Source organism: Marinicauda algicola (assembly GCF_017161425.1).
Taxonomy (GTDB): domain Bacteria; phylum Pseudomonadota; class Alphaproteobacteria; order Caulobacterales; family Maricaulaceae; genus Marinicauda; species Marinicauda algicola.
Window position 1 is genome coordinate 2,600,330 of the sequence record NZ_CP071057.1, and the last position, 25,517, is coordinate 2,625,846.

Below are 25,517 nucleotides of genomic sequence, written 5' to 3' on the forward strand. Positions count from 1 at the left end.
CGTATTCTGAACCGATCCAAGGCAGTAATCAGGGAGAAGACGCATAGCTCGACGTCCGCATGCCGCGCCGCCGCCCAAGAAAGAGGGACCGCGCGTGAACAGAGAGATCCGCGTTCCGCGGGTCCTCCTCATTGACGAACATGGTGAAAAGCAGGGCGAGGTGCCGATAGAGGCCGCGCTGGAAGCGGCCGAGGAGGCCGGTCTCGATCTCATCGAGGTGGCTCCCGGCGCGAACCCACCTGTCTGCAAGATCGGCGATTTCGGCAAGATCAAATACCAGGAACAGAAGCGCAAGGCCGAAGCCAAGAAGAAGCAGAAGACCCAGGACGTCAAAGAGATCAAGATGCGTCCGAACATCGACCAGCACGACTACGAGGTGAAGACCAAGGCGATGCGCCGCTTCTTCGAGGACGGCGACAAGGTCAAGGTCACGCTGCGCTTCCGCGGCCGCGAGATGGCTCACCAGGATCGCGGCATGGACGTGATGAACCGCGTCAAGGAAGATTTCGCCGAGATCGCCAAGGTCGAGTTCGAGCCCAAGCTCGAAAACCGGCAGATGGTGATGGTGATGGCGCCCCGCTGAGGCGGCGCCAGCCCGGCCCAGACCGAAGGACGCGCGGGTCGCTCGGCCCGCGCGTTTTTCGTGCCGCATCCGATATTTCGATTGAGCCGGCGCGCGCTCGGGAGTACCCCTTATCTGGCGAGGGATTTCGATCCGAATGAAGGGGACGTTTCATGATCACCATCCGCACTTCCATCCTGACCGCGGGGGTGACTGCCCTCGCGCTTTCCGCTTCCGCCGGCGCGCAGACCTGGAGCGCCGATCCGACCTATGGCAGCGTCAGCCTCAACGCCGGCTTCACGCCCGATCCCTATCGCGTGGATGTCAGCGCGGGCGGCTCGATCAGTGCGCAAAGCCGCTTTTCAGACTGCCGCGGCTACATCGCCGACGCACCCGACTTCCGCGTCCACTACTCGGCCGGCTCCCTGCCCCTCTATATCGGGGTTGATGCGGAGGCCGACACGACGCTCGTGATCAACGGGCCGGACGGCCAGTGGTATTGCGACGACGACGGCGCCGACGAGCCGCTCAACCCGCTGCTCAGCTGAGGCAATCCGCCGAGCGGCCAGTACGATATCTGGGTCGGCACCTATTCCTCGGGCGGGCTCCAGCCGGCCACGCTCTACATCTCCGAGTACGGCGAGCAGAGCTTCGACGGCTCGGGCTATGGCGGCGGCTATGGCGGCGGCTCGGCCTATGTCGACATCAGCGCGGCGGCCCAGTTCGGCAATGTCACGCTCAATGGCGGCTTCCTGCCCGACCCGTGGCGCCGCTCCGTCACGGCGGGCGGCCCGTTGAGCGCAAGCTCGGCGATCGCGAGCGATTGCCGGGGCTATGTCAGCTCGAACCCGACGGTCGAGCTGAATTACAACGGCAGCGGCAACCTCTACATCTACACCAGCGGCAGCGCCGACACGGTCCTCGCGATCAACCGGCCGGACGGCAGCTGGGTGTGCGATGACGACGGTGCGGCAGGCACCAATGCCGGCCTGTCCTTCGGCGGCAACAGCGCCGGGATCTACGACATCTATGTCGGCACATACGGCTCGAGCCGTACGCAAACGACGCTGAACGTCTCCGAGATCTCGCTGGACCGCTGATCTTCCGGGGTCCGGCGGGGGGCAGCCATCGCGCTGTGCCCCGCCGGACGGTCCGGGTGCGCGAAGAAAGCGTATTCTCCGATCCCGGCGCCGGGTCTAGGATGATTTCCGCGCCGGGCCCTTCCGTCCCGCCGCTGCAAACGGGGACTGCCCCATGTTTCGTGCCTGTCTCGCCGCCGGAGCCGGCCTCGTCCTCGCCGCCGGCGCCGCGCATGCCCAGGACCCGGGCGCCGCGCCGAGCTTCGGCAGCATCGATCTCAGCGCGGGTTTCAGTCCCGACCCGTTCACGGTCGAACTCCGCTCGGGCGGGCCAATCGATGCGCAGCGCGCGCTCGGCGGCGATTGTCGCGGCTTCATCGCCAGCGCCCCGGACTTCTCGATCAATTACGGCGCCGGGGAGACCTGGCCGCTGATCCTCTCGGTGCGCGCCGAGGCCGATACCGCGCTGGTCGTCAACGACGCGGCCGGGCAGTGGCGCTGCGACGACGATTCGGGCGCGGGCACCAACCCCTCGATCCGGCTGCCCAATCCGCCGAGCGGACGCTACGACATCTGGGTGGCGACCTATGGCAGCTCCAGCCTCGAGCCCGCCACCCTCTACATCTCCGAACTTGCCAGCCAGTAGTCCAAACAAACCACTCGGGAGAGTGACCATGACCCGCCTTGCGTCTTCCTTCGCCGCCGGCACTGCGCTGGCTCTGATCACCGCAACGGCCCTCGGCCAGACGCCCGATGCCGACCCCGCCTACGGCACGGTCGGCTTCGCGGCCGGCGCGAGCGAGGATCCGCGCTCGGCCGGCGTGCGCGCCGGCGGGGCGTTCAGCGCGTACCGCCTCGACCCGGCCTGCAGCGGCTTCATCAGCGAGGCCCCGGTGCTCGCGCTGGACTACGAGGCGGGCGATGGCGATCTCTACATCTCCGCGGCGTCCGACGCGGATACCACGCTCGTCGTGATCGCGCCGGACGGCGGCGTCCACTGCAACGATGATGCCGGGGAGCGCTACGATCCGGGCGTGGTGATCTCCAGCCCCGATTCCGGGCGCTACCAGATCTGGCTGGGTACGTTCGAGGCCGGTATCGGCCTGCCGCCGGCCATGGTCCACATTTCCGGAACGGGCTTCCACGATGCCAATCCCTGGTCGCGCCGGCTCGATCCGGAGCGGCCCGCCGAGCACAGCGAACGCCTCGCCGCCGGCTTCAGCAACGATCCGCGCCGCTTCGAGGTGAGCGCGGGCGGCGAGCTCGATGTCGGCGCGGGCGGAACCGGTTGCTACGGCTATGCCGGCGAGGCGCCCGATCTCGCGCTCGATTACCGGGCGGGCCGGGACCCGCTCTACATCTCCGGCGAGGGCGAGTTCGACGGCGTGCTCGCGGTCCACACGCCCGGCGGCGAGTGGGTGTGCGACGACGACAGCGCGGGCGATCTCGATCCCGGCGTGATCCTGGCCGATCCGGCCTCGGGCCGCTATGCCATCTGGTACGGCACGTATAGCGAGACCGGCGAGCAGCCGGGAACGATCATCGTCTCCGAGGTCGGCCTGGACGGTGTCGACCGGCGCCTCGACCCGGGCGCTGCCGCGCGTCACGGCACGATCGCGCTGGAAAGCGGCTTCACGCCGGACCCGCGCACGCTCGACATCACCGCCGGCGGCGCGCGCGACGCGTATCTCGCCCTGGCCGGGCAGAGCGTCTCGACCGGCTATTGCACCGGCTTCGTTACGGCGGAACCCGCTCTCGAACTCGACTACACCGCGGGCGGGTTCTCCCTCATGATCTCGGCGAGCGGGGAGGAGGATCTCACCCTCGCCGTACGCGCGCCGGACGGGACCTGGCACTGCGACGACGACGGGAGCCAGGGCGTCGATCCGGGCATCGCGATCGATGCACCGCAGAGCGGGGTCTACGCCATCTATGCCGGGACGTTCTCCGACACCGGATCCATGGTGCCGGCTGCCCTGCACGTCTCCGAGATCGGCTTCGGCCCGGACGGCACGATCGAGCCCGGCGCCGAGGAACCCTGGGCCGATGAATTCCAGACCCCGCTCGACATCTCCCTTCCCGCGATCTACGGCGATCACGCCCTGGCGGCCGGGTTCTCGCCCGACCCGTATGCGGTCGAACTGGAAGCCGGCGGACCGCTCGCCGCCTATGAAGGTATCGGCGGGGCGGAGTATTGCGCCGGCTATGTCACCGAGGCGCCGAGCGTGGAACTCGTCTATGACGGTCGGAGCGAGCTGCATGTCTATGTCACCTCCGGCGGCGACACCACGCTGGCGGTCAACGCGCCTGACGGCAGCTGGGTGTGCGACGATGACGGCGGTGCGGGAGTCGATGCCGGGCTGAGCTTTCCGGCCGACGCGGGCGGGGTCTACGACATCTATGTCGGCACGTTCGGCGGAGGCACCGTTCCGGCGACGCTCAACATCTCCGAAACCGGCCGGCCGCAGGACTGAAGCGTCAGTCAGGCTTGCGTTCGCCGCGCAGATGCGTATAACCGCGCGTTCCGAGAAACCGGGCCCACCCGGCCCACGACATGCCGGGCGGCCCTCGAAGCTTCACCCCCGCCTTCCAGCGGGTGCGAAAAGGAGAGCAAAATGTCGAAACTGAAGACCAAGAGCGGCGCGAAGAAGCGCTTCAAGGTCACCGGGACCGGCAAGGTCCTGGCCGCCCAGGCCGGCAAACGCCACGGCATGATCAAGCGGACCCCCAAGCAGATCCGCCAGAAGCGCGGCACGACGACCCTGTCGGAGCCGGACGCGAAGATCGTGAAGCAGCATTACCTGCCGTACAGCCGCTAAGGCTGACGTGTAGCGTTTGAAGGAGAACTGACATGGCCCGCGTTTCCGCAGGACCCGCCTCCCACGCCCGCCACCGCAAGGTCATCAAGGCCGCCAAGGGCTATTACGGCCGCCGCAAGAACACCTTCCGCATCGCCAACCAGGCGGTGGAGAAGGCCGGCCAGTACGCCTATCGCGACCGCCGCAACAAGAAGCGCAATTTCCGCTCGCTGTGGATCCAGCGCATCAATGCGGCCGCGCGCCTCAATGACCTGACCTATTCCACCTTCATGAACGGCCTGTCGCGCGCCGGCATCGAGCTCGACCGCAAGGTGCTCGCCGACATCGCCGTGCACGACGCCGACGCGTTCGCCGCGCTCGCCAGCCAGGCGAAGGACGCGCTGAAGTAGGCCCCGGCCGCTTCACCCGAGTTCGAAACGCCCGTCTGCGCCGCAGGCGGGCGTTTTCGTTCCGGGATGCGAAAGCGGCCCGGCGAATTCGCATGCAGACGCTTCACCTGCCCGGCGCGCTCCTCTAAGACACCGTGAACCCGCCAATGCCGTCCCGGAAAGCCTCATGACCGCCACCGTCGATGATCTGAACGATCTCCAGAGCCGCTATCTGCAACAGATCGAGGCCGCGCCATCGCTGAAGGAACTCGACGAGATCCGCGTCGCCGCGCTCGGCAAGAAGGGCGAGGTCAGCCTGAAGATGCGCGAGCTCGGCCAGATGACCCCGGACGAGCGCCAGGTGATGGGCCCGGCGCTCAACAGCCTGAAGGACCGGCTCTCCACCGCGATCGAGGCGAAGAAGGCCGCGCTGGAAGAGGCCGCGCTGGAACAGGCCCTCGCCAGCGAGAGGGTCGACATCTCCCTGCCGGTCAGGCGCGAGGCGAAGGGTTCGCTGCACCCGGTCGCGCAGGTGATGGAGGAGCTTGCGGTCATCTTCGCCGACATGGGCTTCGCGGTCGCCGAAGGCCCGGACGTGGAGGACGACTTCCACAATTTCACCGCGCTGAACTTCCCGCCCGACCACCCGGCGCGCGACACCCACGACACCTTCTTCATGCAGGCGAAGGAGGGCACTCTGCCCAAGGTCCTGCGCACCCACACCTCGCCGGTCCAGGTGCGCACCATGATGAGCCAGAAGCCGCCGCTGCGCGTGATCGCGCCGGGCCGGGTCTATCGCTGCGACTGGGACCAGACGCACACCCCGATGTTCCACCAGGTCGAGGGGCTCGTCATCGACAAGTCGACCCATATGGGTCACCTGAAGGGCTGCCTCGTGGAGTTCGTCGCGGCCTTCTTCGAGACCGACCAGGTCGAGGCGCGCTTCCGCCCGCACCACTTCCCCTTTACCGAGCCCTCCGCCGAGATGGACGTGCGCTACGAGCGCGTGGGCGATGCGGTCAAGGTGGGCTCGGGCGACAAGTGGATGGAAATCCTGGGCTGCGGCATGGTCCATCCCAACGTCATCAGGGCCTGCGGCCTCGATCCCGATGAATACCAGGGCTTCGCCTTCGGCATGGGCGTGGATCGCCTGGCCATGCTGAAATACGGCATGCCGGACCTGCGTCCCTTCTTCGAGCCCGACGCGCGCTGGCTCGCCCATTACGGTTTCAGCCCGCTGCTGCAGGCCAATCTCGCGACCGGACTGAGCTAGGACACACCCATGAAATTCACCCTCTCCTGGCTGAAAGAGCATCTCGACACCGATCTCTCGCTTGCAGCGCTCGCCGACGCCATGACCATGGCGGGGCTGGAGATCGAGGAGATCGAGAACCCGGCCGAAAAGCTGGAAGATTTCTCCGTCGCGTACGTGAAAGACTGCAAGCCGCACCCGGACGCCGACCGGCTGCGCGTGTGCACGGTGCAGACCAAGGACGGGGAGAAGACCATCGTGTGCGGCGCCCCCAATGCGCGCGCAGGGATGTGGGCGATCTACGCCCCGCTCGGCACCTACATTCCCGGTCTCGACTTCTCCCTCGACAAGACGCCGAGGAAGATCCGCGGCATCGAGAGCCACGGCATGCTGTGCTCGACCAAGGAGATCGGCGCGGGCGAGGACCATGAGGGCATCGCCGACCTGAAGGGCGAATACCAGGTCGGCACCCCGGCCGCCGAGGCGCTGGGCATGGGCGATCCGGTGATCGATTTCGAGGTCACCCCGAACCGGGCCGACTGGCTCGGCGTGCAGGGCATCGCGCGCGATCTCGCCGCGGCCGGCCTCGGCACGCTGGAGACCGGCATGGTCAGCCCGGTCAAGGGCACGCACGAATGCCCGATCCGTATCGAGACCGAATGGCCGGAGGCCTGCCCGGTCTTCGCCGGGCGCGTCATCAGGGGCGTGAAGAACGGGCCGTCCCCGGACTGGCTGCAACAGCGCCTGAAGGCGATCGGACTTCGCCCGATCAACGCGCTCGTCGACATCACGAACTACATCTCCTACGACCGCGCGCGTCCGTTGCATGTCTATGACGTGGCGAAGATCGGCAAGACGATCCGTGCACGGAAGGGCCGCGGCGAGGCGGACCGGTTCGAGGCACTCGACGGGCGCGAGTACGTCCCGGCCGGGCATCACTGCGTGATCGCCGACGAGGAGCGCTGCCTCGGGCTCGGCGGGGTCATGGGCGGCGAGTATTCGGGGTGTACGGACGAAACCACCGACGTGTTCGTGGAGAGCGCCTGGTTCGACCCGGCCATCACCCGCATCACGGGGCGCGAGACCGGCATCGACTCCGATGCGAAATACCGCTTCGAGCGCGGCGTCGATCCGGGCTTCGTCGTCGACGGGCTGGAGCTGGCCACCCGCATGATCATGACGATCTGCGGCGGCGAGCCCTCCGACGTGTTCAAGGCCGGCGAGATTCCGGCGGGTCCCGACCCGATCGATTTCGATCCGTCCCGCGTGAAGCGCCTGCTCGGCATCGAGCTCGAGCACGAGCGCATCGTCGACATTCTCGACCGGCTCGGCTTCGAGGTGGATGCGAAGTCCACGCCTTGGCGCGTGCAGCCGCCGAGCTGGCGGCGCGATTGCACGCAGGGCGCCGACCTCATCGAGGAGATCGCGCGCATCGAGGGTTACGACACCCTGCCCACGACGCCCTTCCGCCGCCCGGAAGGCGAGCGCTTCGAGGCGCCGGCGACCGAGCGCCAGATCCGCGTGCGCCATGCCCGCCGGGCAGTCGCGCTGCGCGGCTATCAGGAAGCCATCACCTGGTCCTTCTGCCATCACGACGAGGCCGGCCTGTTCGGCGGCGCGGGCGAGGGGCTGCAGCTTGCGAACCCGATCAGCTCCGAGCTCGACGTGATGCGCCCGAGCGCGCTCGTCCACCTGCTGACGAGCGTCCAGAAGAGCGCCGACAAGGGGCTGGAGGACGCGCGCTATTTCGAGGCCGGGCCGATCTATCTCGACGACAGCCCGACGGGCCAGAAGACGGTGGTGGCCGGCGTGCGCCGCGTGATCGCGCCGCGCGACTGGCGGGGCGGTACGGCGCCGGACGCGTTGGACGTCAAGGCCGACGCCATCGCGGCGCTCGAGGCCGCCGGCGCACCGGTCGACAATCTGCAGGCCGCGCCCGGGGCACGCGACTGGTGGCATCCCGGCCGCTCCGGCGTGCTGCGCCTGGGCCCGAAAATGGTGCTCGCCGAGTTCGGCGAGATCCATCCCGGGGTTCTGAAGGCCCTCGACATCGAGGGCCGCGTGCTGGCCTTCGAGGTCTTCCTCGACGCTATCCCCTCGGCCAAGAAGAAGGCGCTGAAGACCCGCCCCGAGTTCAAGGCGCCCGACCTCATGCCGCTGCGTCGCGATTTCGCCTTCCTGCTGTCCACGGACACGCCTGCCGACGAGCTGCTGCGTGCGGTGAAGGGCGCGGACAAGGCGCTGATCTCCGAGGTCAGGCTGTTCGACCGCTATGAGGGTCCGGGCGTGGGCGAGGGTCAGGTCTCGCTCGCCGTAGAGGTCGTTCTTCAGCCTACGGATAAAACCCTCACCGACAAGGAGATCGAGGCGGTGTCGGACAAGGTCGTCAAGGCGGCCGAGAAGGCGGGAGCGAAGCTGCGGGGGTGATCACGGGCCGGCGCGATCCCTACCGCCTCGCCGGTGCGGACGACGCGGCCCAGCGCGCCTTCCTGTTCGCGGCGGTCGAGGCGGACGCGAAGGCCGTAGCCGTGCTGGAGGCGGCCCGCGCGCTCGCGCTGCCCGATGCCTGGCTGGTGGCCGGCGCGATCTACCAGAATGTCTGGAACGCCCTGACCGGGCGCCCGCCGGGCCACGGAATCAAGGACTACGACATCGCCTATTTCGACGCGGCCGACCTGAGCTACGAGGCCGAGGACGCGGTGATCGCGCGCTGCGCCCCGGCCTTCGCCGGGCTCGGCGCGGAGGTCGAGGTGAAGAACCAGGCGCGTGTGCATCTCTGGTACGAGGCGCGTTTCGGCGCGCCCTACGCCCCGCTGTCGAACGCCACCGAGAGCCTTCAGCGCTATGCTGCCGATGCCCACAGGGTGGCAGTACGGCTCGGCGAGGCAGGCGGGCTCGACCTCGCCGCGCCGCGCGGGCTCGACGCGATCTTCCGCATGGAGATCAGGCCCGCGCGTCCCGAAGCGGATACGCGGGAGTTTCGTGACAAGGCCCGGCGGCAGGCGGCGATCTGGCCGGAGCTGCACCTCAGTGCGTATTGCGCCTGAGGGCTATCTCGCGCAGCTTGCGGCGGTATTCCCCGATCTGGTGGTATTTGAAGAGCGTCGTGGTCATGCGCAGCATGATCATCACGCGCTCGATCACGGTCACTTCGGGCACGAAGCGCGCTTCGTCCTTGTGCAGGGTCTGCCCGTAGCCGAAATGGCGATAGCCGGCGAATTTCCGGATGACGAAGCGGCGCGCCCTGTCGCCCCACGGATAGGGCAGCAGGCCCAGCAACCAGGCGGCCGGCAGGACGACCAGGACCGTCGGCGGGACGAACGCCACCGGATCGGGTCCGTTCACGATCCGGTAGATCGGCGTCTTGAAGCGCTCCGCGAAATCGCCATTGCCCACGCGCGGGCTGCCGAACGTGTAGCATGCGGCGTTGCGCGGCGCCTCGTTGCGCCAGGTCGCCACCACCGCGACCGCTCCGCCGAGAGAATGGCCGGTGATGTAGAGCGGCAGGTGCTCGACCTGCTTGAGCGTCGGCTCGATCCGGGCCTCGATGCGCAGATAGGCCCTCCAGAATCCCTCATGCAATCGCGGCTTGCCGTGCTCGAGCCCCTTCTGCTCGGCGCGCAGATGCCTGGCCTCCCGTTTCAGGGCCTCCGGCTCGCTGAGCCCGCCATCGAGATTGGTGCGCCAGTCCCGCATCGAGGTGGTGCCGCGGAAGACCATGACCGCGAGGCCGGTCTGGCTCGGCGTCGCCTCGCGCTTGACGATGAAGCCCTCGGTGTCCTCGATCGCGAAATCGTCGAGGAGTTCGAAGCCCGCCGCAGCGAGAACGCGCGCGAGGATCTCGCGATCGGGGAGCGCATTGCCCTGGATATCCTTCGAGAGCTGTTCCAGCCGCGCCTCTATCCTCGCGGTGTCGCCACCGGCCTCGGCAATCTCCCGTGCCGCTTCGGCGAGGAGGGTGCGATCGGTCCTTTCGAACTCGATATAGGCGAGCTGGCACAGCGCGCTCATCAGCCAGGCCGTGCGGTCGGAGTAGGCGGCGCGCTTGACCGGGACCGGGTCCAGGCTCCGCAGCTGCACGAGATCCTCTTCGATGGAGCGTGCGTTGATCGTCATGGTCTCGCCCTCCCCGGCAAGATCGATCCAGCACGAAGATGACAGGTTTCTAGTCAAGCGTGTAGCGAATTATTTGCCCTGACCCGCCCCCGGGTCTAGGTCTTCGGCCATGAGCCAGAGCGACCACGCTGCCGACCGCGCCGCCGCGCCGGTCTACGACTTCCTCTACGGCGACGAGGATGTGCGGGTCTGCAAGGACATTCCCGAGAGCGAATGCGAGCACCAGCCGCGCAATTTCGTGATGAGCGCGCTCGCCTTGTCGCTGACGAAGTCCGGCGACCGGCTGATGGACCCGAAGATCACGCTCGCCTGGATGTTCTCCGTGCTCGGCGTGCCGGCCGGGTTCGTCGGCCTGCTCGCGCCGATCCGGGAATCGCTCGCCCTCCTGCCCCAGCTCTTCATCGCGCGCTGGATCCGCGAACGCCCGGTGAGGAAGCTGTTCTGGTCGGCCGGCTCGCTCGGCCAGGCGCTCGCGCTCGCCGGCATGGCGACGAGCGCGGTGACGCTCCAGGGCGCCACCGCCGGGATCGCGATCCTCGCGCTCCTGGCCGCCTTCGCGCTGTCACGATCGGTCTGCTCGGTCGCCCACAAGGACGTGGTCGGCAAGACCGTGTCGAAGACGCGGCGCGGCGCGGTTTCGGGCTATGCCTCCAGCGTCTCCGGGCTTGCGGCGGGCGGGATCGGGATCGTGCTGGTGGTCATGGGCGAGGCCCAGCCCGGAGGCGCGTTCTTTGCGGCGATGCTCGGGCTCGCCGCCCTGCTGTGGGTGCTGGCGGCCGGCGCCTATGCGGTCATCTCCGAGAGCCCCGGCTCCACCGAGGGCGGACGCAATGCGTTTGCCGAGGCGATCGCGCAGATCTCCATCCTGAAGGCCGATGCGCCGTTCCGCCGCTTCGTCGTCGCGCGAGCGGGCTTTCTCGCGACGGCGCTCGCGACGCCCTTCTACGTCGCCATCGCGCAGGCGCGCACCGGCGCCGACCTTGCCGGCCTCGGGGGCTTCCTGTTCGCCAGCGCCGCTGCGAGCGCGCTCGGCGGGGCGGTCTGGGGCCGGCTCGCGGACTGGTCGAGCAAGACGGTGATGATCGCCGCCGGGCTCGTCGCCGCGCTGGCCGCCGCGATCATTCTCGTTCCGCTCCAGTCCGGGCTCGCCCTCGCCGACCGGCCCGAACTCTACATCGCGGCGGTCTTCGTGCTCTCCCTGGCCCATCAGGGCGTGAGGAAGGGCCGCTCGACCTATGTCGTCGACCTCGGCACCGAGGAGACGCGCGCGGCCTACACCGCCGTCTCCAACACCACGATCGGGGTGTCCCTGCTGGCCGCCGGAGCGGCGACGGGCCTCATCTACCAGGTCTTCGGCGAGGCGATCGTCTGGGTGCTGGGCCTGAGCGCCCTGCTCGCCTCGGCGCTGTCGCTTCGGCTGAAGGAGGTGTCGGGCTAGATATCCCGGCTTCTCGCACTTTCGAACCGCGAGACCGGCGCCCGGTTTCGCTCACAGGGCCCTAGATCCCGCCGCCGACCCGGTTCTTCCAGTAACCGACCTCGCCGGCATACTTGCCGACGATCTCGCCCATCATCGCGTTGAGCTTCAGCGTGTGGAAGCTGATCCACTCGCCCTGGTCGATCTCGTCCAGGCAGTCCATCGCATTGGCGAGGAAGAGCGCATAGACCGCGGCGACCAGCACGAACAGCACCGCGAAGACCCAGCCAAGCTCGGCGATCCGCTCGAACGGGCTCGCCACGCCGAGCGAGGAGAGCACGCCGAGCGCGGCCGCGATCACGATGATGAAGATCGCCGGAACGAAGAACAGGTAGTAGCTGGAATTGCGCGTGATCTGGAAGGCGATGTTGCGCACGAATGTCTCCACGAAGAAGACCCGGAAGGCCAGCCAGGTGATCACCAGATGCCAGTGCTCGGCCTGGCTCGCCAGGGCCCGGGTGTCGCGCTCCTCGCCCACCGTGACCGATTTCGCCTTGCCGATGGCGGTGCGGTAATGATCGTTGATCCGGGCGAGATAGCGGGTGAGGTAGTTCGCCATCTCGCGCGTGTTGTTGCGCTGGAAGGGGGCGTACTCGGTAAAGTAGAGCGCCCACATCAGCACGGCTCCGCCGAGCGTCGTCGCCACGCCGAACAGCAGCGAGTTGAACTTCTGCGCCGGGATCGGAAAGCCGTCCTCGATCGCGAAGACCGACGCGAAATCCAGCACCGTGCCGTCATTGTAGAGCAGGTTGACCAGGAGCACCGCCGACAGGATCGCCGAGAACCAGACGGTGAGCTTCCTGACATTGGAGTTGATCATCTTGCGCGATTCGTTGAGCAGGAAGTAGAGCCCGCGATCGCTGTCGTGGAACATCCTCACCACGACCGCGCCCTCCACGTCCTCGAACAGGGAACGCGGATCGGCCTCGATCGGCACGCGCCCGCCGAGGAAGTCCTGGGCGCGCGCGTAATACTCCTCGGCGAGTTCGTCGGTCATCTCCTCGGGCATGCGCATGAAGCCGACGCGCACCCCCATCCAGCGGAACAGCAGTCCCTTGGGGGAGATGAAGCCCTTCTCGTGCGCGAAATCGCCGCCCAGCGCCTCCTCGGTATCGGTCCTGCCGCGGAAGATGCGCGCGGTGGCGGCGAAGGCGTGCGGGGAGATCTGCGCGCCCGCCTCGCCCCGCCCGCCGAGCCCGAGCAGGCGGCGGGCGAGCTTGAACGGAACGGCGAGCGGGCGCAGCACCGCGCCGATCAGCTGGAAGGGCAGCTTGCGCGAGAGGATGAGCACGCCGGCCAGGAGCACGGCGATCACCGCGCCGGCAATCGTGATGGCCTCGTTCATGGCATCCCCTCCCTCGCGCGCCCCTCGGGGCGAGCATAGCGCCCCGAAAAGCATTCCGTCACGCGATTCCGGCAAAACCGTGCCGGGCGGGGCGGTTCTCTAGAAGGGCAGCCAGTTGCGCTCGCGCGAATAGGCGAGGTAGCCGACATTGGCCCCGGCCCTCAGCCCCACGCCGGAGCGGATCGGGGCGAGCGTGATGTCGTCGGCGCGCTGGTAGTTCACGCCCATGCCGGCGACGAAATAGGCCGAGCCGTCCACGCCCGGAAAGCGCTGATAGAGCCGGTCCACATCGTTCAGGTTATAGACCAGGGTGAACACGCGGCTGGCATTGCCGCCGGCGTCGAAACCGATCGAGGGGCCGGTCCAGTAGACCTTCTGGCTGCCCGGCTGGCCCTTCAGGGTGAGATAGCCCTCGCCATAGCGCAGCCCGACCCCGGCCGCGCCGGAGACCTCCTCCCCGGCGATATAGCCCACGGGCCGGCCGAGATCGGAGAACACGCGCTCCAGAGCGCTCGCCGCGGCCTCGGCGGTCACGCCGAAGAAATCGGAGGTGGCTTCCACGATCTCGTCGCGCGAATAGGTGTCGATCTCCGACTGATACGGACTCGGCTGGCCGTAATCGGGCTCGCGCGCGCCCTGCGAGGCGCAGGCGCCCAGTACGAGCGGGGCAGCCAGCGCCAGGCCGAGACAGAGTTTGGCAAACGGCATCGTCATCTCGCACTCCTTCATCGAAAGCCCCGGCGCGGGAGCTTCGCCGGCCATTGCGGCAGGGATGGGGCGAGCCGGTTAAGGAGGGGTTAGGCGCATGCACCCCCGAAGCGGGAGCGCGCTCAGACTGCACTCATCGTGTTGAAGCTGGTGAACAGGAGGGCGAGTTCGGCGCCGGCGGTCACCGGCAGCAGGCTCGCGACGCGCTCGGGCGGGACGCGCAGCGCGTCCGCGGCGCCTTCCTGGTCGGGGAGGACGGCATAGGCCATGGACCAGCCGGGAAACGCGCGCGTCTCCACATTCTCCTCCAGCACCGCGACGGGCCCGGTATGGCGCGGATCGCGCGCGATGCTGTCATAGACTGCCGAGACCGCGTCGCCCGGACCTTCCAGCGCCTGCATGAAATTGACGCCGTTATAGACCAGCAGGCCGGTGATCGAGAGCGCGCCGTTGCGCGCCCGGGCGGCGGCCAGCATCTCCTCCAGCTCGACCGGATCGAGGCCCGGCCGGGCGGTGCTGACATAGACGAGACGGGCGAGCGCCATGATCGAGGCCTTTGCAACGCCGGGGCCGCATGCGTTCGGCGAAGGCGTTAACTCAATCAGGAATCCGGCTGCATGGGAAGGGGTTGCTCCAAGGCGACCCCGCCAACCGCCCGCCGTGCTTGGCGAGGCGCCCGCTGATCGCTATATGGCGCGGCCATGAGCATCGATCCCAAACGCATCCGCAATTTTTCCATCGTCGCGCACATCGACCACGGCAAGTCGACGCTGGCCGACCGGCTGATCCAGGTCACCGGCGGGCTGAGCGAGCGCGAGATGAAGGAGCAGGTGCTCGACAACATGGAGCTCGAGCGCGAGCGCGGCATCACCATCAAGGCGCAGACCGTGCGCCTGAACTACACCGCGAAGGACGGGCAGGACTATGTCCTGAACCTCATCGACACGCCCGGCCATGTCGACTTCGCCTACGAGGTCTCGCGCTCGCTCTATGCCTGCGAGGGGGCGCTGCTGGTGGTCGACGCGGCGCAGGGCGTGGAAGCCCAGACGCTGGCCAATGTCTACCAGGCGATCGATGTCGATCTCGAGATCGTGCCCGTGCTCAACAAGATCGACCTTCCCGCCGCCGAGCCGGAGCGCGTCAAGCAGCAGATCGAGGACGTGATCGGCATCGAGGCGCACGACGCGATCGAGATTTCCGCGAAGACCGGTCTCAATATCGAGGGCGTGCTCGAAGCCATCGTCACCCGCCTGCCGCCGCCGAAATCGGGTGATCCCGAGGCGCCGCTCAAGGCCCTGCTCGTCGACTCCTGGTACGATCCCTATCTCGGCGTGATCTGCCTCGTGCGCATCATCGAGGGGACCCTGAAGAAGGGCATGCGCGTGCGCCTGATGGGCACCGGGGCGAGCTACAATGTGGACGGGGTCGGCGTGTTCACGCCGGCCAAGACCGAGGTCGGCTCGCTCGGGCCCGGCGAGATCGGCTTCCTCAACGCCTCGATCAAGCAGGTGCGCGATGCGCGTGTCGGCGACACGATAACCGAGGAGAAGCGCCCGACCGACTCCATGCTGCCCGGCTTCAAGCCGGCCGTGCCGGTGGTGTTCTGCGGCCTGTTCCCGGTGGATGCCGCCGATTTCGAGGATCTGCGCGACGCGGTGGAGCGCCTGGCGCTCAACGACGCCTCGTTCAGCTTCGAGATGGAAACGAGCGCGGCGCTCGGCTTCGGCTTCCGCTGCGGCTTCCTCGGGCTGCTCCATCTCGAGGTGATCCGCGAGCGGCTCGAACGCGAATACGATGTCGACCTGATCACCACCGCCCCGTCGGTCATCTACAAGATGACGATGACGGACGGGTCGCAGATCGATCTGCACAACCCCGCCGACATGCCCGATCCGGTCCGCATCGAATCCATCGCCGAGCCCTGGATCAAGGCCACGATCCTGGTGCCCGACGAATATCTCGGCGGCGTGCTTAAGCTATGCGAGGACCGGCGCGGCAACCAGGTCGAGCTGACCTATGCCGGCAGCCGCGCCATGCTGGTCTACGAGCTGCCGCTGAACGAGGTCGTGTTCGACTTCTACGACCGGCTCAAGAGCGTGACCAAGGGCTATGCCAGCTTCGACTACCAGTTCCTGGAATACCGCGAGGGCGATCTCGTCAAGATGAGCATCCTCGTCAACGAGGAGCCGGTCGACGCGCTGTCCATGATCGTCCACCGCTCCCGCGCGGAGATGCGCGGGCGGGGCATGTGCGAGCGGCTGAAGGACCTCATCCCGCGCCACATGTTCAAGATCCCGATCCAGGCTGCAATCGGCGGGCGCGTGATCGCCCGCGAGACCCTGTCGGCACTGCGAAAGGACGTGACCGCCAAATGCTATGGCGGCGACGCGACGCGCAAGCGCAAGCTCCTGGAGAAGCAGAAGGCCGGCAAGAAGAAGATGCGCCAGTTCGGCAAGGTGGAAATCCCGCAGGAAGCCTTCATCGCCGCGCTGAAGATGGATCAGGATTAGGGTTTTAGCGGCGACCGAAGCCGGCCTGAACGATGCAAGTATTTGGGAATCGGATCGAGGTCGTACTTCGAGGCGAACCACTCGACGAATTCGTTCGGATTGGACCACTCCGTACAATACGCACGGAGCTCCTCCGCGCTGAGCCCGGCATCGTCGAAGTCTATGCCATAGCCTCGTAGAAGCGTCTGATCTGCTCGGTTTAACCAATCTTCGGAAGAAGTTTGCTCCTGACTGTCCATAGCGTTACCCCTTGAAGCAATTCTCGCGGTGCCACTCTAGGAAAGCCGGGTTGGGCTGAGCTCGTGCGTCGGCGGGCACGTGGATATACCCGCTCCGGTCGAAGAGTCGATCGACACCGTCCGGCAGTAGCGCGTCAGCACGAAGCAGGCGGAAATCGTTGTCGACGCTGATCAATCCGCGATCAAACATCCAATGCACTGTCCGCGAGAGCGCGAGACCATTACGGACGGTGTCCGGTCCATTCCTCGCTACAGGTTGGATGTGAGCGGCTTCCATCTCTGCTCGTCCGCCGCCGTTTATGATCTTTAGCCCAGTGATCGCGCACCGGGAGTCATACGCATCGCGGACCAGCTTGGCGAAAACGCGGTCGCGAAACGGCCGGCTCAAAATCTGCTTGACGATCGGCCGCTCAAACTCCGCCTGCTCTTCTCGCACTCCCCAAGGATCCTCCAGCGCCTCACCGAGCGAGGTATCTGTCAGGGCGGGATTGTATCCGGCGGCCCATATCAGCGAGAATTCCTCCTCCGGAATTCGTCGGACCGAGACGCCCATGGCGCCCTTGCTCACCTGACCATCGGCCCGCTCAAGCTTGCTTTCCCAGAAGCTTCCGTCGGCCCGGCGGAAGTCCACGGCCTTCGGAAAAGGCAGAAAGTGTTCAAGGTCCGCGAAATAGAGGTTGGGGTCCCGGGGGTCGGGACGAACGGATTTGATCTCCGCACATGCCCAATAAGCCTGCCGACCGGAGGACACGCCGCCTTCGCCCCGCCGGGGCTCGTAAAAGAGGCAAGCATCGCCGACAGCCTCTTCCGCCGCGCGAAGATATTGCTTCGGGAAATGATAGACCTTCCCCGTAACGTCATCGTAGCCGCTGTCGGCTTTTTGCGAGAGGACGACCTTCGTCACGCTTGCCCCCGCCATTCATGATTGAGCGGCTAGTGTTCCCTGGAACTTAGCGAAGATCCAGCTTGAAAGCTGATCGCTAAGGACTCCATCGTTTCCCCACCCACGAAACCGCGCTAAACCCTTCCCATGACATCACAGCTTTCCTCCGACCGCCTGACCGCTTTCGCGTCCGATCCGCGGCTTTATCCCTATTCGCTCGACCTCGCCTCGCGGCGGGTGCTGCTGCTCGATCTGCCGCTGGAGGCGATGGATGAGGCGAGCTTTCTCGACGAGCGGGTGCTGCAATCGCGCCCGAGCGGGGGCTGGACGGGGGAGGACGGCTTCCTCGCGCTGGCGATGCAGGCGCGCGAACCCGGCGAGGCGCTCGGCTTCATCTTCCACATGGGCCATTGCGGCTCGACGCTGCTCGCCCGCCTGCTCGGCCATCGTGGCGACGGCTTCGCGCTGAAGGAGCCGCTGCCGCTGCGAGAGCTTGCCGAGGCCGCGCTCGATCTCGACACCGCGTGGGACGGGATCGGCTCCGAGCGCTTCGGCGCGATCGTCCAGGCCCTGCTCAGGAGCTGGGCGCGCCGGCCGGACGGGGTGGAACGGGTGATCGTGAAGGCGACGAGCCTGACGAGCGGGCTCGCGCCCGATCTCCTGTCCGCCGCGCCGCAGAGCCGCGCCCTGGTGTTGCGCCTGCGGCTCGAGCCCTATCTGGCGACGCTGCTCGCGCCGCAGCCGCTGTCCGGCGATCTCACCGCCGGCGCGCGCGTGCGCTTCCGGCGGCTCGCGAGTGCGGCCGGCGATCCGGGTTGGCGCCTGCACGCGCTCTCGCCGGGAGAACTCGCAGCGGCGACCTGGATCGCGGAGGCGGCGAGCCTTGCGGCCTTGATCGGGACAGAACCCGATCGCACGCTGGCGCTCGACTTCGAGGAATTCCTCGCCGAGCCGGCAGCGCGCCTGCTCGATGCGGCGCGCCATGTCGGGCTCGGCTGGGACGAAGCGGCGGCCGAAGCGGCGGTGGAATCCAGTATCATGCACCGCTACGCCAAGGCCCCCGAGCACGGCTTCGGTCCGCAGGAGCGCGCGCGCGTCCTCGCCGACAGCCGGGCGCGCAATGCCGAGGAGATCGCGAAGGGCCAGGCTTTCGCCGGGGCGGCGCTCGATCGCCTGCCGAGACTGTCGGGCCTGCGGGACTGGCTCTAGCGGTCGAGCCAGCGGCGCTTGAGGTTCTGCAGCACGAACTCGAGACGCTGCCGGTTCTCCCAGCTGACATTCTCCGCCTCGAAAGCGTAGAATTCCCCGAGCTCGAACAGGATCTCGCGCTCGACCCCGTCGCGCACCCGGCTCTGGATGAAGGTGATCGCCACGAGGCGCTCGCCTTTCGTCACTTCGCGCACGCGGTGGAAGGTGGTGGAGGGATAGACCACCGCCTCGCCGGGCCGGCCCTTGATCGCCAGATGATGGCCCTGCAGGCGGATGTCGAGCTCCCCGCCCTCGTAGGCTTCGGGATCGTTGAGGAAGACGGTGCAGGACAGGTCTGTCCGGATGCGCTGGCGCCCGACCTGGATCTCGGCGGCGTCGATGTGCTCGCCATAGGTCATGCCGGGGGCGTATTTCGTCAGGAGCGGCGGGGCGACGAGTTCCGCGAAACAGAAATTGGTGAACTCCGGCGAACGCCCGAAGGCCTGCATGATGAGGCGGGAGGCCTCCTGCGCGCCGGGTTCGGCCGTGTCGGCCTGGGTGTTGTTCTTCACCGTGGAGGCCGGATTGGTCGCGCGCCCGTCGACGAAGCGCGTGTTCGCCGCGATCTCGCGCAGGCGCTTCACCTCGCCCGGCTCCAGAAGGTTCTCGATCCTCAGGAACATCACCTGTCTCCCCGCACGTCCGGCGGGCAGACTAGGGCCGGGCGGGCGAAAGGAAAACCGGCAAGGCGCAGGACCTAGCGATGTTCGCCGGGCTCGCTTTGGCCCGGCGGGCCGTCCATGCCCGGCATGCGGTCGGAGACCTGGAACTCGACCGGCGCGGTGAAGCCGCTCTCGAAATAGAGATTGACCGTGACGGTGCCCGACAGACGTGCTTCCTCGGACAGGCCGAAGATCATCAGGTGGTCGCCGCCGGGCCGGAGCGCGACGGGCTCCGCGCTTGTCTCGATGCGGTCGATCCGGCGCATGCGCATGACGTTGCCGTCCATGCTCATGGTGTGGAGCTCGACGCCGTCGGCTGCGACGGTGTCGGCGCGCACCAGCGCGTCCGCTTCCCGGGTCTCGATGGTGACGTAACCGGCCGCGATGTCGCGCCCCGCGGGCGGTGTCCGGATCCAGGCATCGGTGAAGCTGCCGGCCTGGCCGTCCGCCTCGACGCGCTGCACGCCGGGCGAGGCCATCTCCGGCGCGGCCTCGTCGATGCGGGTTTCTTCCGGTCCGGGCTGCTGGCGCGCGCCGGCATCGGGCGAGCAGGCGGCCAGGGCGGCGGCGGTCGCGGTCAGCAGAAGAAGGCGCATGGCAGGGCTCCGGCGTGTGGCGTCACGAGGTATGTATCCCTCCCCAACACGTCGGGAGAGGCGTCAGTTCAGCGCAGCCGGCGGGTGCCGGCGGATCAAGCCTTCCAGTATCCCACCAGATCGCGCGCCTCGGCGATGACCGGGGCGGCGGCGGCATTGGCCTTCTCCGCGCCCGCCTTCAGGATCCGGTCGAGTTCGGCCGGATCGGATTTGAGCCGGGCATATTCCTCGCTGATCGGGGCGAGGAATTCGACCGCCACATCGGCGAGCTTCGGTTTGAACACCCCGAAGCCCTGCCCGCCGTATTCGTGAAGGATGTCCTCCATCGACCGGCCCGTGAGCGCGGCGTAGATGCCGACGAGGTTCCTCGCCTCGGGCCGGGCGTCGAGTTCGGCGAGGGCTTCCGGCAGCGGCTCGGGATCGGTCTTGGCCTTCCTGATCTTGCGCGCGATCGTGTCGGCGTCGTCGTCGAGATTGATGCGGCTGTTGTCGCTCGGGTCGGACTTGCTCATCTTCGCCGTGCCGTCCTTCAGGCTCATGATGCGCGCCCCGGCGGCCTGGATATGGGGCTCCGGCAGAGGGAAGACGGCCTCGCCGCGGCCGAAATCGCGGTTGAAGCGCGCCGCGATGTCGCGCGAGAGTTCGAGGTGCTGCTTCTGGTCCTCTCCCACGGGCACGTGAGTGGCCTTGTAGACGAGGATGTCGGCGGCCTGCAGCACGGGATAGGTGAACAGGCCGACGCTGGCGCGCTCGGCGTCCTTACCCGCCTTGTCCTTGAACTGCGTCATCCGTTCGAGCCAGCCCAGGCGCGCCACGCACTGGAAGATCCAGGCGAGCTCGGCATGGGCGGGCACGGCCGACTGGGCGAACACGGCCGAGCGGTCCGGATCGACGCCGGCGGCGAGATAGGCCGCCGCCACCCGGCGAACATTGTCCGGCAGGGCCGCCGGATCGTGGGCCACCGTCATCGCGTGCATGTCCACGATGCAGTAGAAGCACTCCTCGAAGCGGTCCTGCAGCGCCACCCAGTTCTTCAACGCTCCAAGATAGTTGCCGAGATGCAGCCCGCCCGTGGGCTGCATGCCGGACAGGACCCGGGCCGGGCCGGAATAGGTCTGGGGCGCGTCGCTCATCTTGGTTCTTCCTCAAGGCGTGAGAGCGCCTGATAGACGCAGCGGGCGCGGCGCTCAAGCCTCGCTGTCGGAGGCCGGCAGGGCCGCTCCGGCAGGGCGCTGCAGCGCGCTGCGCAGCTCGGACGGGCGCAGCGCCCCGAACGCCATCGCCGAGCCGGCGTAGACCGCTGCGCCGAAGGCGACGACCAGCAGCATGAAGGCGGGCATGACGAGCATCGCCGGAACCGCGGGCTCGAGCAGGGTGCGGGCAGGCGCCTCGCCCCAGCGCGAGGCCGCGAAGACCGCGAGCGCCATGGCGACGCAGGCGCCGAGGATGCGCGGCAGGCGTTCGCGCAGCCGGGCATCGGCCACGAACTGGCCGCGGCGCACCAGCGTGGCGGCGAGCAGCAGGGCGTTGAGCCAGCCGGCGAGCGTGGTGGCGAGCGCAAGGCCGGCGAACTTCATCGGCCCGAAGAACAGCGCGACGCCGAGCGCGAGGTTGAGCGCCATGGAGGCGGCCGCGAACTTCATCGGCGTCACCGTGTCCTCGCGCGCGAAGAAGCCCGGCGAGAACACCTTGATCAGGACGAAGGCCGGAAGGCCCGCCGCATAGAGCATCAGCGCCAGCGAGGTCGCCGCGGTGTCGGAGGCCGAGAACGCGCCCCGCTCGAACAGGCCCCCCACGATCGTGCCGGGAATGACGAGCAGCGCGGCGGCTGCCGGAAGGGTCAGCGCCATGGAGATCTCTATCGCCCGGTTCTGGCCGGCCATGGCGTCGGCCTCGGCGCCGGCGCGCAGGCGCTTGGAGAGCGCCGGCAGCAGGGCGACGCCCATGGCGATGCCGATCACGCCGAGGGGAAGCTGGTAGAGCCGCTCGGCATAGTAGATCCAGGAGCGCGCGCCCTCCTGCAGCGTGGAGATCGAGCCTGAGACGAGCTGGTTGATGTGGGTCACGCCGGCTGCCAGCGCGCCCGGTATGCCGAGCGCGACGAGCCGCCTCACGCCCGGCGTCAGGCGGGGGCGGCGAAGCCCGATCCTCACCCCGGCCCGACGCACCGCGTCCCACAGCCAGGCGACCTGCAGGACGCCGGATACCGTCACGCCGGCGCTCAGCGCGAGCGCGAGATCGCGCCGGTCGCCGGGCGCGAGGACGAGCAGGGAGATCAGGACGATGTTGAGCAGGATGGGCGCGGCGGCGGCCACCGCGAAGCGCTCGTGGGAGTTGAGCACGCCCGACAGCATCGCCGCGACCGACATGCACAACAGGTAGGGCATGGTGATCTGGGTCATGACCACCGCGAAGGCGAAGAGGTCGGGATCGCCGACGAAGCCCGGCCCGAGCAGGAACATCAGCCAGGGCATGGCGATCTGGGAGATCACCACCAGACCGAGCACGAGGGTGGTCAGCACCGAGAGGATCTCGCTTGCGAAGCGGGAGGCCGCTTCCTCGCCCTCGCCCTCCAGCCGGCGGGCATAGAGCGGGATGAAGGCGGAGTTGAATGCGCCTTCCGCGAAGATGCGCCGGAAGAGATTGGGAAACTGCAGCGCGGTCAGGAAGGCGTCGGTGACCGGGCCGGCGCCGAGCCGGGCGGCGAACAGCATGTCGCGCGCCACCCCGAAGAAGCGGCTGAGAAGCGTGAAGCCGCCGACGACCGCGGAGGAGCGCAGCAATCGCATCTTCTAGCGCCCCGCGCTCGCCTGGGCGCGCGAAAGCCCGGCCTCGGCGTGCCGGCCCGCCAGCGCGTCCTCGGACTCGGCGAGGATCGCCATCAGCCGCTCGCGGATCGCCTCGAGCTTTCCGGTCTCGATGAGCTTCTTTCCCTTCTCGGTGACGTAGAAACTGTCCACTGCCCGCTCGCCATAGCCGTCGATCCGCGCCGCCTGCAGCGACAGGCCGAGATCGGCGAGCGCGCGGGCGAGATCGTGCAGGAGGCCCGGCCGGTCGCGCCCCGAGGCCTCGATGACGAGCGCGTTGTCGGCCGCGCCGGTGTCCAGATGGACGTAAGGGGTGACCGCGAAGGCCGCCTCGCGCCGGCGTATGGTACGCTCGGGAATGGTATCGGTCGCGTCGAGCCCGTGGCGGGCCGCCCGCTCCACGGCGTGGCGCAGACGGTCGAGCGCGGCGCGGTTCGACCAGCCGAAGGGCTTGCCGCCGGGCTCCTGCACGTAGAACACGTCGAAGGCGGTGCCGCCGAACGTGGTCGTGACCTGCGCGCCGACCACGTTCGCCCCGGACAGGGCCAGAGCGCCGACGATGTCGGCGAACAGCCCGTCCCGGTCCGGGGCGAGCACGAGCACCTCGGCGGCCGAGCGGCGCTTGTCGATCCTGACCCCGCAGGACACCTCCTCGCCGCGCGCCTCGGCGGCACGCACGAAGGCGGCATGGCGCAGCCGGTCGCTCTCGGCGAAGGCGAGCCAGTAGGGATCGTCGAGCTCACCGGTCCATCGGCCCGCGAATTCCGGATCGAAGCGGGAGAGCCGGTCGCGGAAGGCCTCGCGGGCGCGCTCGGCGCGGCGGGCGAGGCGGTCGCGCGCCTCCTCCTCCTCCGGGTGGCGGTCCTCGCGCAGCACCGCCTGGGTCGCCGAATAGAGATCGCGCAGGAGCTGGGCCTTCCAGCCGTTCCACACGCCCGGGCCCACGGCGCGAATGTCGACGACGGTGAGCACGGTCAGCAGGCGCAGGCGTTCCGGGCTGCCGACCAGATTGGCGAAGTCGAGGACGGTCCGGGGATCGGAGAGATCGCGGCGCTGGGCGACGTCGTTCATGTCCAGATGATGGCGCACGAGCCAGGCGACGAGCTCGCACTCGGACTCGTCCAGGCCCAGCCGCTCGCAGGCGGTGCGCGCCCGCTTGGCGCCCTCGATGCACTGATCGCCCGCGCCCTTGCCGGTATCGTGCAGAAGCACGGCGAGATGCAGCGCCCGGCGATGGCTTATCTCGGTCAGGATGCGCGTGGAGAGCGGGTGATCGTTCGGGTGCTTGCCCTGCTCGATCTCGCGCAGCAGCCCGACGGCATTGAGCGTGTGCTCGTCCACCGTGTAGCGGTGATACATGTTGAACTGGGTACGCGCGACGATGTCGCCGAACTCGGGAATGAACGCGCCGAGCAGGCCCGCCTCGGTCATCGCGCGCAGCGTGATGCGAGGATCGTCGCTCTCCAGCAGCACCGCGAAGAAGGCCCGCGCCGCGCGCTCGTCGGCGCGCAGGGCGTCGTCGACGAGGCGCAGCGAGTGCGTCACGGCCGACACCGCGTCGGGATGCAGGTCGAGATGGCGCGCCGAGGCGAACTCGAACAGGCGCAGCATCAGGACGGGATCGCTCTCGATCTTCGCGGGGTCCGCGAAATCGAGCCGGCCGGAGCGGATCACGAATCCGGCCTCGGTCAGTGCCGCGTCGGCCTTCTGCACGCCATGGGCGGGCATGAAGCGGCCGATCCCGGCGGGCGGATCCTTCAGCTCGTCCGCTTCCAGCTTGGCGCAGACCAGGCGGGTGAGCGAACCGACATTGATCGCGGCCTTGAAATAGTCGCGCATGAAGACCTCGACCGCGAGGACCTCCTCGCCGTCCTCGTAGCCCATGCGGGCGGCGACCTCGGGCTGGACGTCGAAGGTCAGCCGGTCGTCCTTCCGGCCTGTGAGCGCGTGCAGGTGGAAGCGCACCGCCCAGAAGAAGTCCTCCGCGTTCAGGTACCGCTCGACGTCCTGGACCGACAGGAGGCCGTTGGCCACCCAGCGCTCCAGCGCGTCGTTGCCGTAGAGCACCTGGGCGAGCCAGCGCAGGGTCTGCAGGTCTCTCAGCGCCCCCTTGCCGTCCTTGACATTGGGCTCGACCGCGTAGCGGCTGTCGCCCTGGCGGTCGACGCGGGCATCGCGCTCGGCGAGCTTGGCGAGCACGAAGCCGGCCGCGTCCTCGCCGCGCACCTCGTCGTCGAAGCGCTGCTTCAGGCGCGAGAGCAGGCGCTCGTCGCCGGCGAGCAGGCGGATGTCGAGCAGGGCGGTGCGCTCGGAGACATTCTCCTTGGCGAGCGCGATCGCCTCCTCCACCGTGCGCACCGCGCCGCCGCCCACGGGCAGGCCGGAATCCCACAGCGCGTAGAGCGTGCGCTCGATGATCTGCTCGTGGCCCTCCGGCGGGCTCTCGCCGACCAGGAAGAGCACGTCGATATCCGATTGCGGCGCGAGTTCGCCCGCCCCGAACCCGCCGGTGGCGCACAGGGCAAGCCCGGAACAGGCCTGACCGTCGGACAGGATCTCGGTCGCCACCGAATCGAACAGGGCGCGCAGCACCGCGTTCATCACCCCGGACAGCACCCGCGCCGCCTCCAGCCCGCCGGTCTTGCCCTCCAGGCACCCGGCCGCGTGCTCGCGCCCGCGCTCGATGAATTTCTTCAGCTTGGCAAGGCCGGCCTGGCGCCCCGACGAGGTGGTCCAGCCCGAGCGCGTCGCCGCGGCGAGTTCGGCCCGCAGGCGCAGGCCGTCGAGAGAGGCGGGCAGGGCGGAAGGTCTCATGGCCGCCCTTGTACGACAGTTGCCGGTGAGCG

23 protein-coding genes are annotated in these 25,517 nt (G+C 68.2%); 13 read left to right on the plus strand and 10 right to left on the minus strand.

Translation table 11 applies throughout. From position 1 onward, the window contains the following. Positions 1–43: 43 nt before the first annotated feature. The 10 genes from infC (at position 44) to JW792_RS12975 (ending at position 9,127) form a co-directional block, all read left to right on the plus strand. On the plus strand, positions 44–583 hold the full coding sequence (gene infC / locus JW792_RS12930) for a translation initiation factor IF-3 (protein ID WP_135995444.1): 540 nt from the start codon (positions 44–46) through the stop codon (positions 581–583). A gap of 152 nt (positions 584–735) precedes the next feature. Continuing rightward, entirely contained in the window at positions 736–1,110 is a 375-nt protein-coding gene (locus JW792_RS12935) for a peptidase S1 (RefSeq protein ID WP_206340798.1), read from the plus strand. 246 nt (positions 1,111–1,356) lie between these two features. Continuing rightward, positions 1,357–1,662, plus strand: coding sequence for a hypothetical protein (locus tag JW792_RS12940; protein ID WP_192900977.1), 306 nt, complete (start codon positions 1,357–1,359; stop codon positions 1,660–1,662). A 154-nt stretch (positions 1,663–1,816) separates the two neighbouring features. Continuing rightward, positions 1,817–2,287, plus strand: coding sequence for a peptidase S1 (locus JW792_RS12945; RefSeq protein WP_135995443.1), 471 nt, complete (start codon positions 1,817–1,819; stop codon positions 2,285–2,287). A 28-nt stretch (positions 2,288–2,315) separates the two neighbouring features. Next, positions 2,316–4,115: a hypothetical protein gene (locus JW792_RS12950; protein ID WP_135995442.1), complete on the plus strand. Its 1,800-nt coding sequence runs from the start codon at positions 2,316–2,318 to the stop codon at positions 4,113–4,115. Positions 4,116–4,256: 141 nt separating this feature from the next. After that, entirely contained in the window at positions 4,257–4,460 is a 204-nt protein-coding gene (gene rpmI, locus JW792_RS12955; RefSeq protein ID WP_135995441.1) for a 50S ribosomal protein L35, read from the plus strand. 32 nt (positions 4,461–4,492) lie between these two features. Next, positions 4,493–4,849: a 50S ribosomal protein L20 gene (gene rplT, locus JW792_RS12960; RefSeq protein WP_135995440.1), complete on the plus strand. Its 357-nt coding sequence runs from the start codon at positions 4,493–4,495 to the stop codon at positions 4,847–4,849. A 166-nt stretch (positions 4,850–5,015) separates the two neighbouring features. After that, positions 5,016–6,101, plus strand: a complete 1,086-nt coding sequence (gene pheS / locus JW792_RS12965; protein WP_135995439.1) for a phenylalanine--tRNA ligase subunit alpha — start codon at positions 5,016–5,018, stop codon at positions 6,099–6,101. 9 nt (positions 6,102–6,110) lie between these two features. Next, the gene (gene pheT, locus JW792_RS12970) at positions 6,111–8,507 is read left to right on the plus strand and encodes a phenylalanine--tRNA ligase subunit beta (protein WP_135995438.1); all 2,397 of its coding nucleotides are present in this window, start codon (positions 6,111–6,113) and stop codon (positions 8,505–8,507) included. Beyond that, on the plus strand, positions 8,504–9,127 hold the full coding sequence (locus JW792_RS12975) for a nucleotidyltransferase family protein (protein WP_135995437.1): 624 nt from the start codon (positions 8,504–8,506) through the stop codon (positions 9,125–9,127). Before pheT ends, JW792_RS12975 begins: the two co-directional genes overlap by 4 nt. Here JW792_RS12975 and JW792_RS12980 read toward each other — a convergent pair. Next, the gene (locus JW792_RS12980) at positions 9,108–10,196 is read right to left on the minus strand and encodes a lipase family protein (RefSeq protein ID WP_135995436.1); all 1,089 of its coding nucleotides are present in this window, start codon (positions 10,194–10,196) and stop codon (positions 9,108–9,110) included. The genes JW792_RS12975 and JW792_RS12980 overlap by 20 nt on opposite strands. 109 nt (positions 10,197–10,305) lie before the next feature. Here JW792_RS12980 and JW792_RS12985 point away from each other — a divergent pair, with 109 nt between their 5' ends. After that, entirely contained in the window at positions 10,306–11,634 is a 1,329-nt protein-coding gene (locus JW792_RS12985; protein ID WP_135995435.1) for an MFS transporter, read from the plus strand. Positions 11,635–11,695: 61 nt separating this feature from the next. Here the strand turns inward: JW792_RS12985 and JW792_RS12990 are convergent, their stop codons facing one another. From JW792_RS12990 to JW792_RS13000, 3 genes are all read right to left on the minus strand, one after another. Continuing rightward, positions 11,696–13,018 (minus strand): hypothetical protein, encoded by a 1,323-nt coding sequence (locus JW792_RS12990; RefSeq protein ID WP_135995434.1) that lies wholly within the window; start codon positions 13,016–13,018, stop codon positions 11,696–11,698. Positions 13,019–13,117: 99 nt separating this feature from the next. Beyond that, complete coding sequence (locus JW792_RS12995) at positions 13,118–13,726, minus strand: DUF1134 domain-containing protein (RefSeq protein WP_135995903.1); 609 nt, start codon at positions 13,724–13,726, stop codon at positions 13,118–13,120. Between the two features lie 122 nt (positions 13,727–13,848). After that, positions 13,849–14,271 (minus strand): BLUF domain-containing protein, encoded by a 423-nt coding sequence (locus JW792_RS13000; protein WP_135995433.1) that lies wholly within the window; start codon positions 14,269–14,271, stop codon positions 13,849–13,851. 156 nt (positions 14,272–14,427) lie between these two features. Here JW792_RS13000 and lepA point away from each other — a divergent pair, with 156 nt between their 5' ends. Continuing rightward, entirely contained in the window at positions 14,428–16,236 is a 1,809-nt protein-coding gene (gene lepA, locus JW792_RS13005) for a translation elongation factor 4 (protein WP_135995432.1), read from the plus strand. 243 nt (positions 16,237–16,479) lie between these two features. Here the strand turns inward: lepA and JW792_RS17020 are convergent, their stop codons facing one another. Then, entirely contained in the window at positions 16,480–17,379 is a 900-nt protein-coding gene (locus JW792_RS17020; protein WP_241094973.1) for an HNH endonuclease, read from the minus strand. Positions 17,380–17,505: 126 nt separating this feature from the next. Here JW792_RS17020 and JW792_RS13015 point away from each other — a divergent pair, with 126 nt between their 5' ends. Continuing rightward, a complete protein-coding gene (locus tag JW792_RS13015) occupies positions 17,506–18,567 on the plus strand; it encodes a hypothetical protein (protein ID WP_135995431.1) in 1,062 nt (353 codons plus the stop codon). Here JW792_RS13015 and JW792_RS13020 read toward each other — a convergent pair. The 5 genes from JW792_RS13020 to JW792_RS13040 form a co-directional block, all read right to left on the minus strand. Continuing rightward, positions 18,564–19,229 carry a Fe2+-dependent dioxygenase gene (locus JW792_RS13020; protein ID WP_135995430.1) on the minus strand — a complete coding sequence of 222 codons (666 nt, stop codon included), beginning with the start codon at positions 19,227–19,229 and terminating at the stop codon, positions 18,564–18,566. The genes JW792_RS13015 and JW792_RS13020 overlap by 4 nt on opposite strands. A gap of 74 nt (positions 19,230–19,303) precedes the next feature. Next, a complete protein-coding gene (locus JW792_RS13025; protein ID WP_135995429.1) occupies positions 19,304–19,864 on the minus strand; it encodes a copper chaperone PCu(A)C in 561 nt (186 codons plus the stop codon). A gap of 95 nt (positions 19,865–19,959) precedes the next feature. Further along, positions 19,960–20,997 carry a tryptophan--tRNA ligase gene (gene trpS, locus JW792_RS13030; protein WP_135995428.1) on the minus strand — a complete coding sequence of 346 codons (1,038 nt, stop codon included), beginning with the start codon at positions 20,995–20,997 and terminating at the stop codon, positions 19,960–19,962. Positions 20,998–21,051: 54 nt separating this feature from the next. Next, the gene (murJ, locus tag JW792_RS13035) at positions 21,052–22,653 is read right to left on the minus strand and encodes a murein biosynthesis integral membrane protein MurJ (protein ID WP_135995427.1); all 1,602 of its coding nucleotides are present in this window, start codon (positions 22,651–22,653) and stop codon (positions 21,052–21,054) included. Positions 22,654–22,656: 3 nt separating this feature from the next. Then, a complete protein-coding gene (locus JW792_RS13040) occupies positions 22,657–25,485 on the minus strand; it encodes a [protein-PII] uridylyltransferase (RefSeq protein ID WP_135995426.1) in 2,829 nt (942 codons plus the stop codon). Between the last annotated feature and the right edge of the window lie 32 nt (positions 25,486–25,517).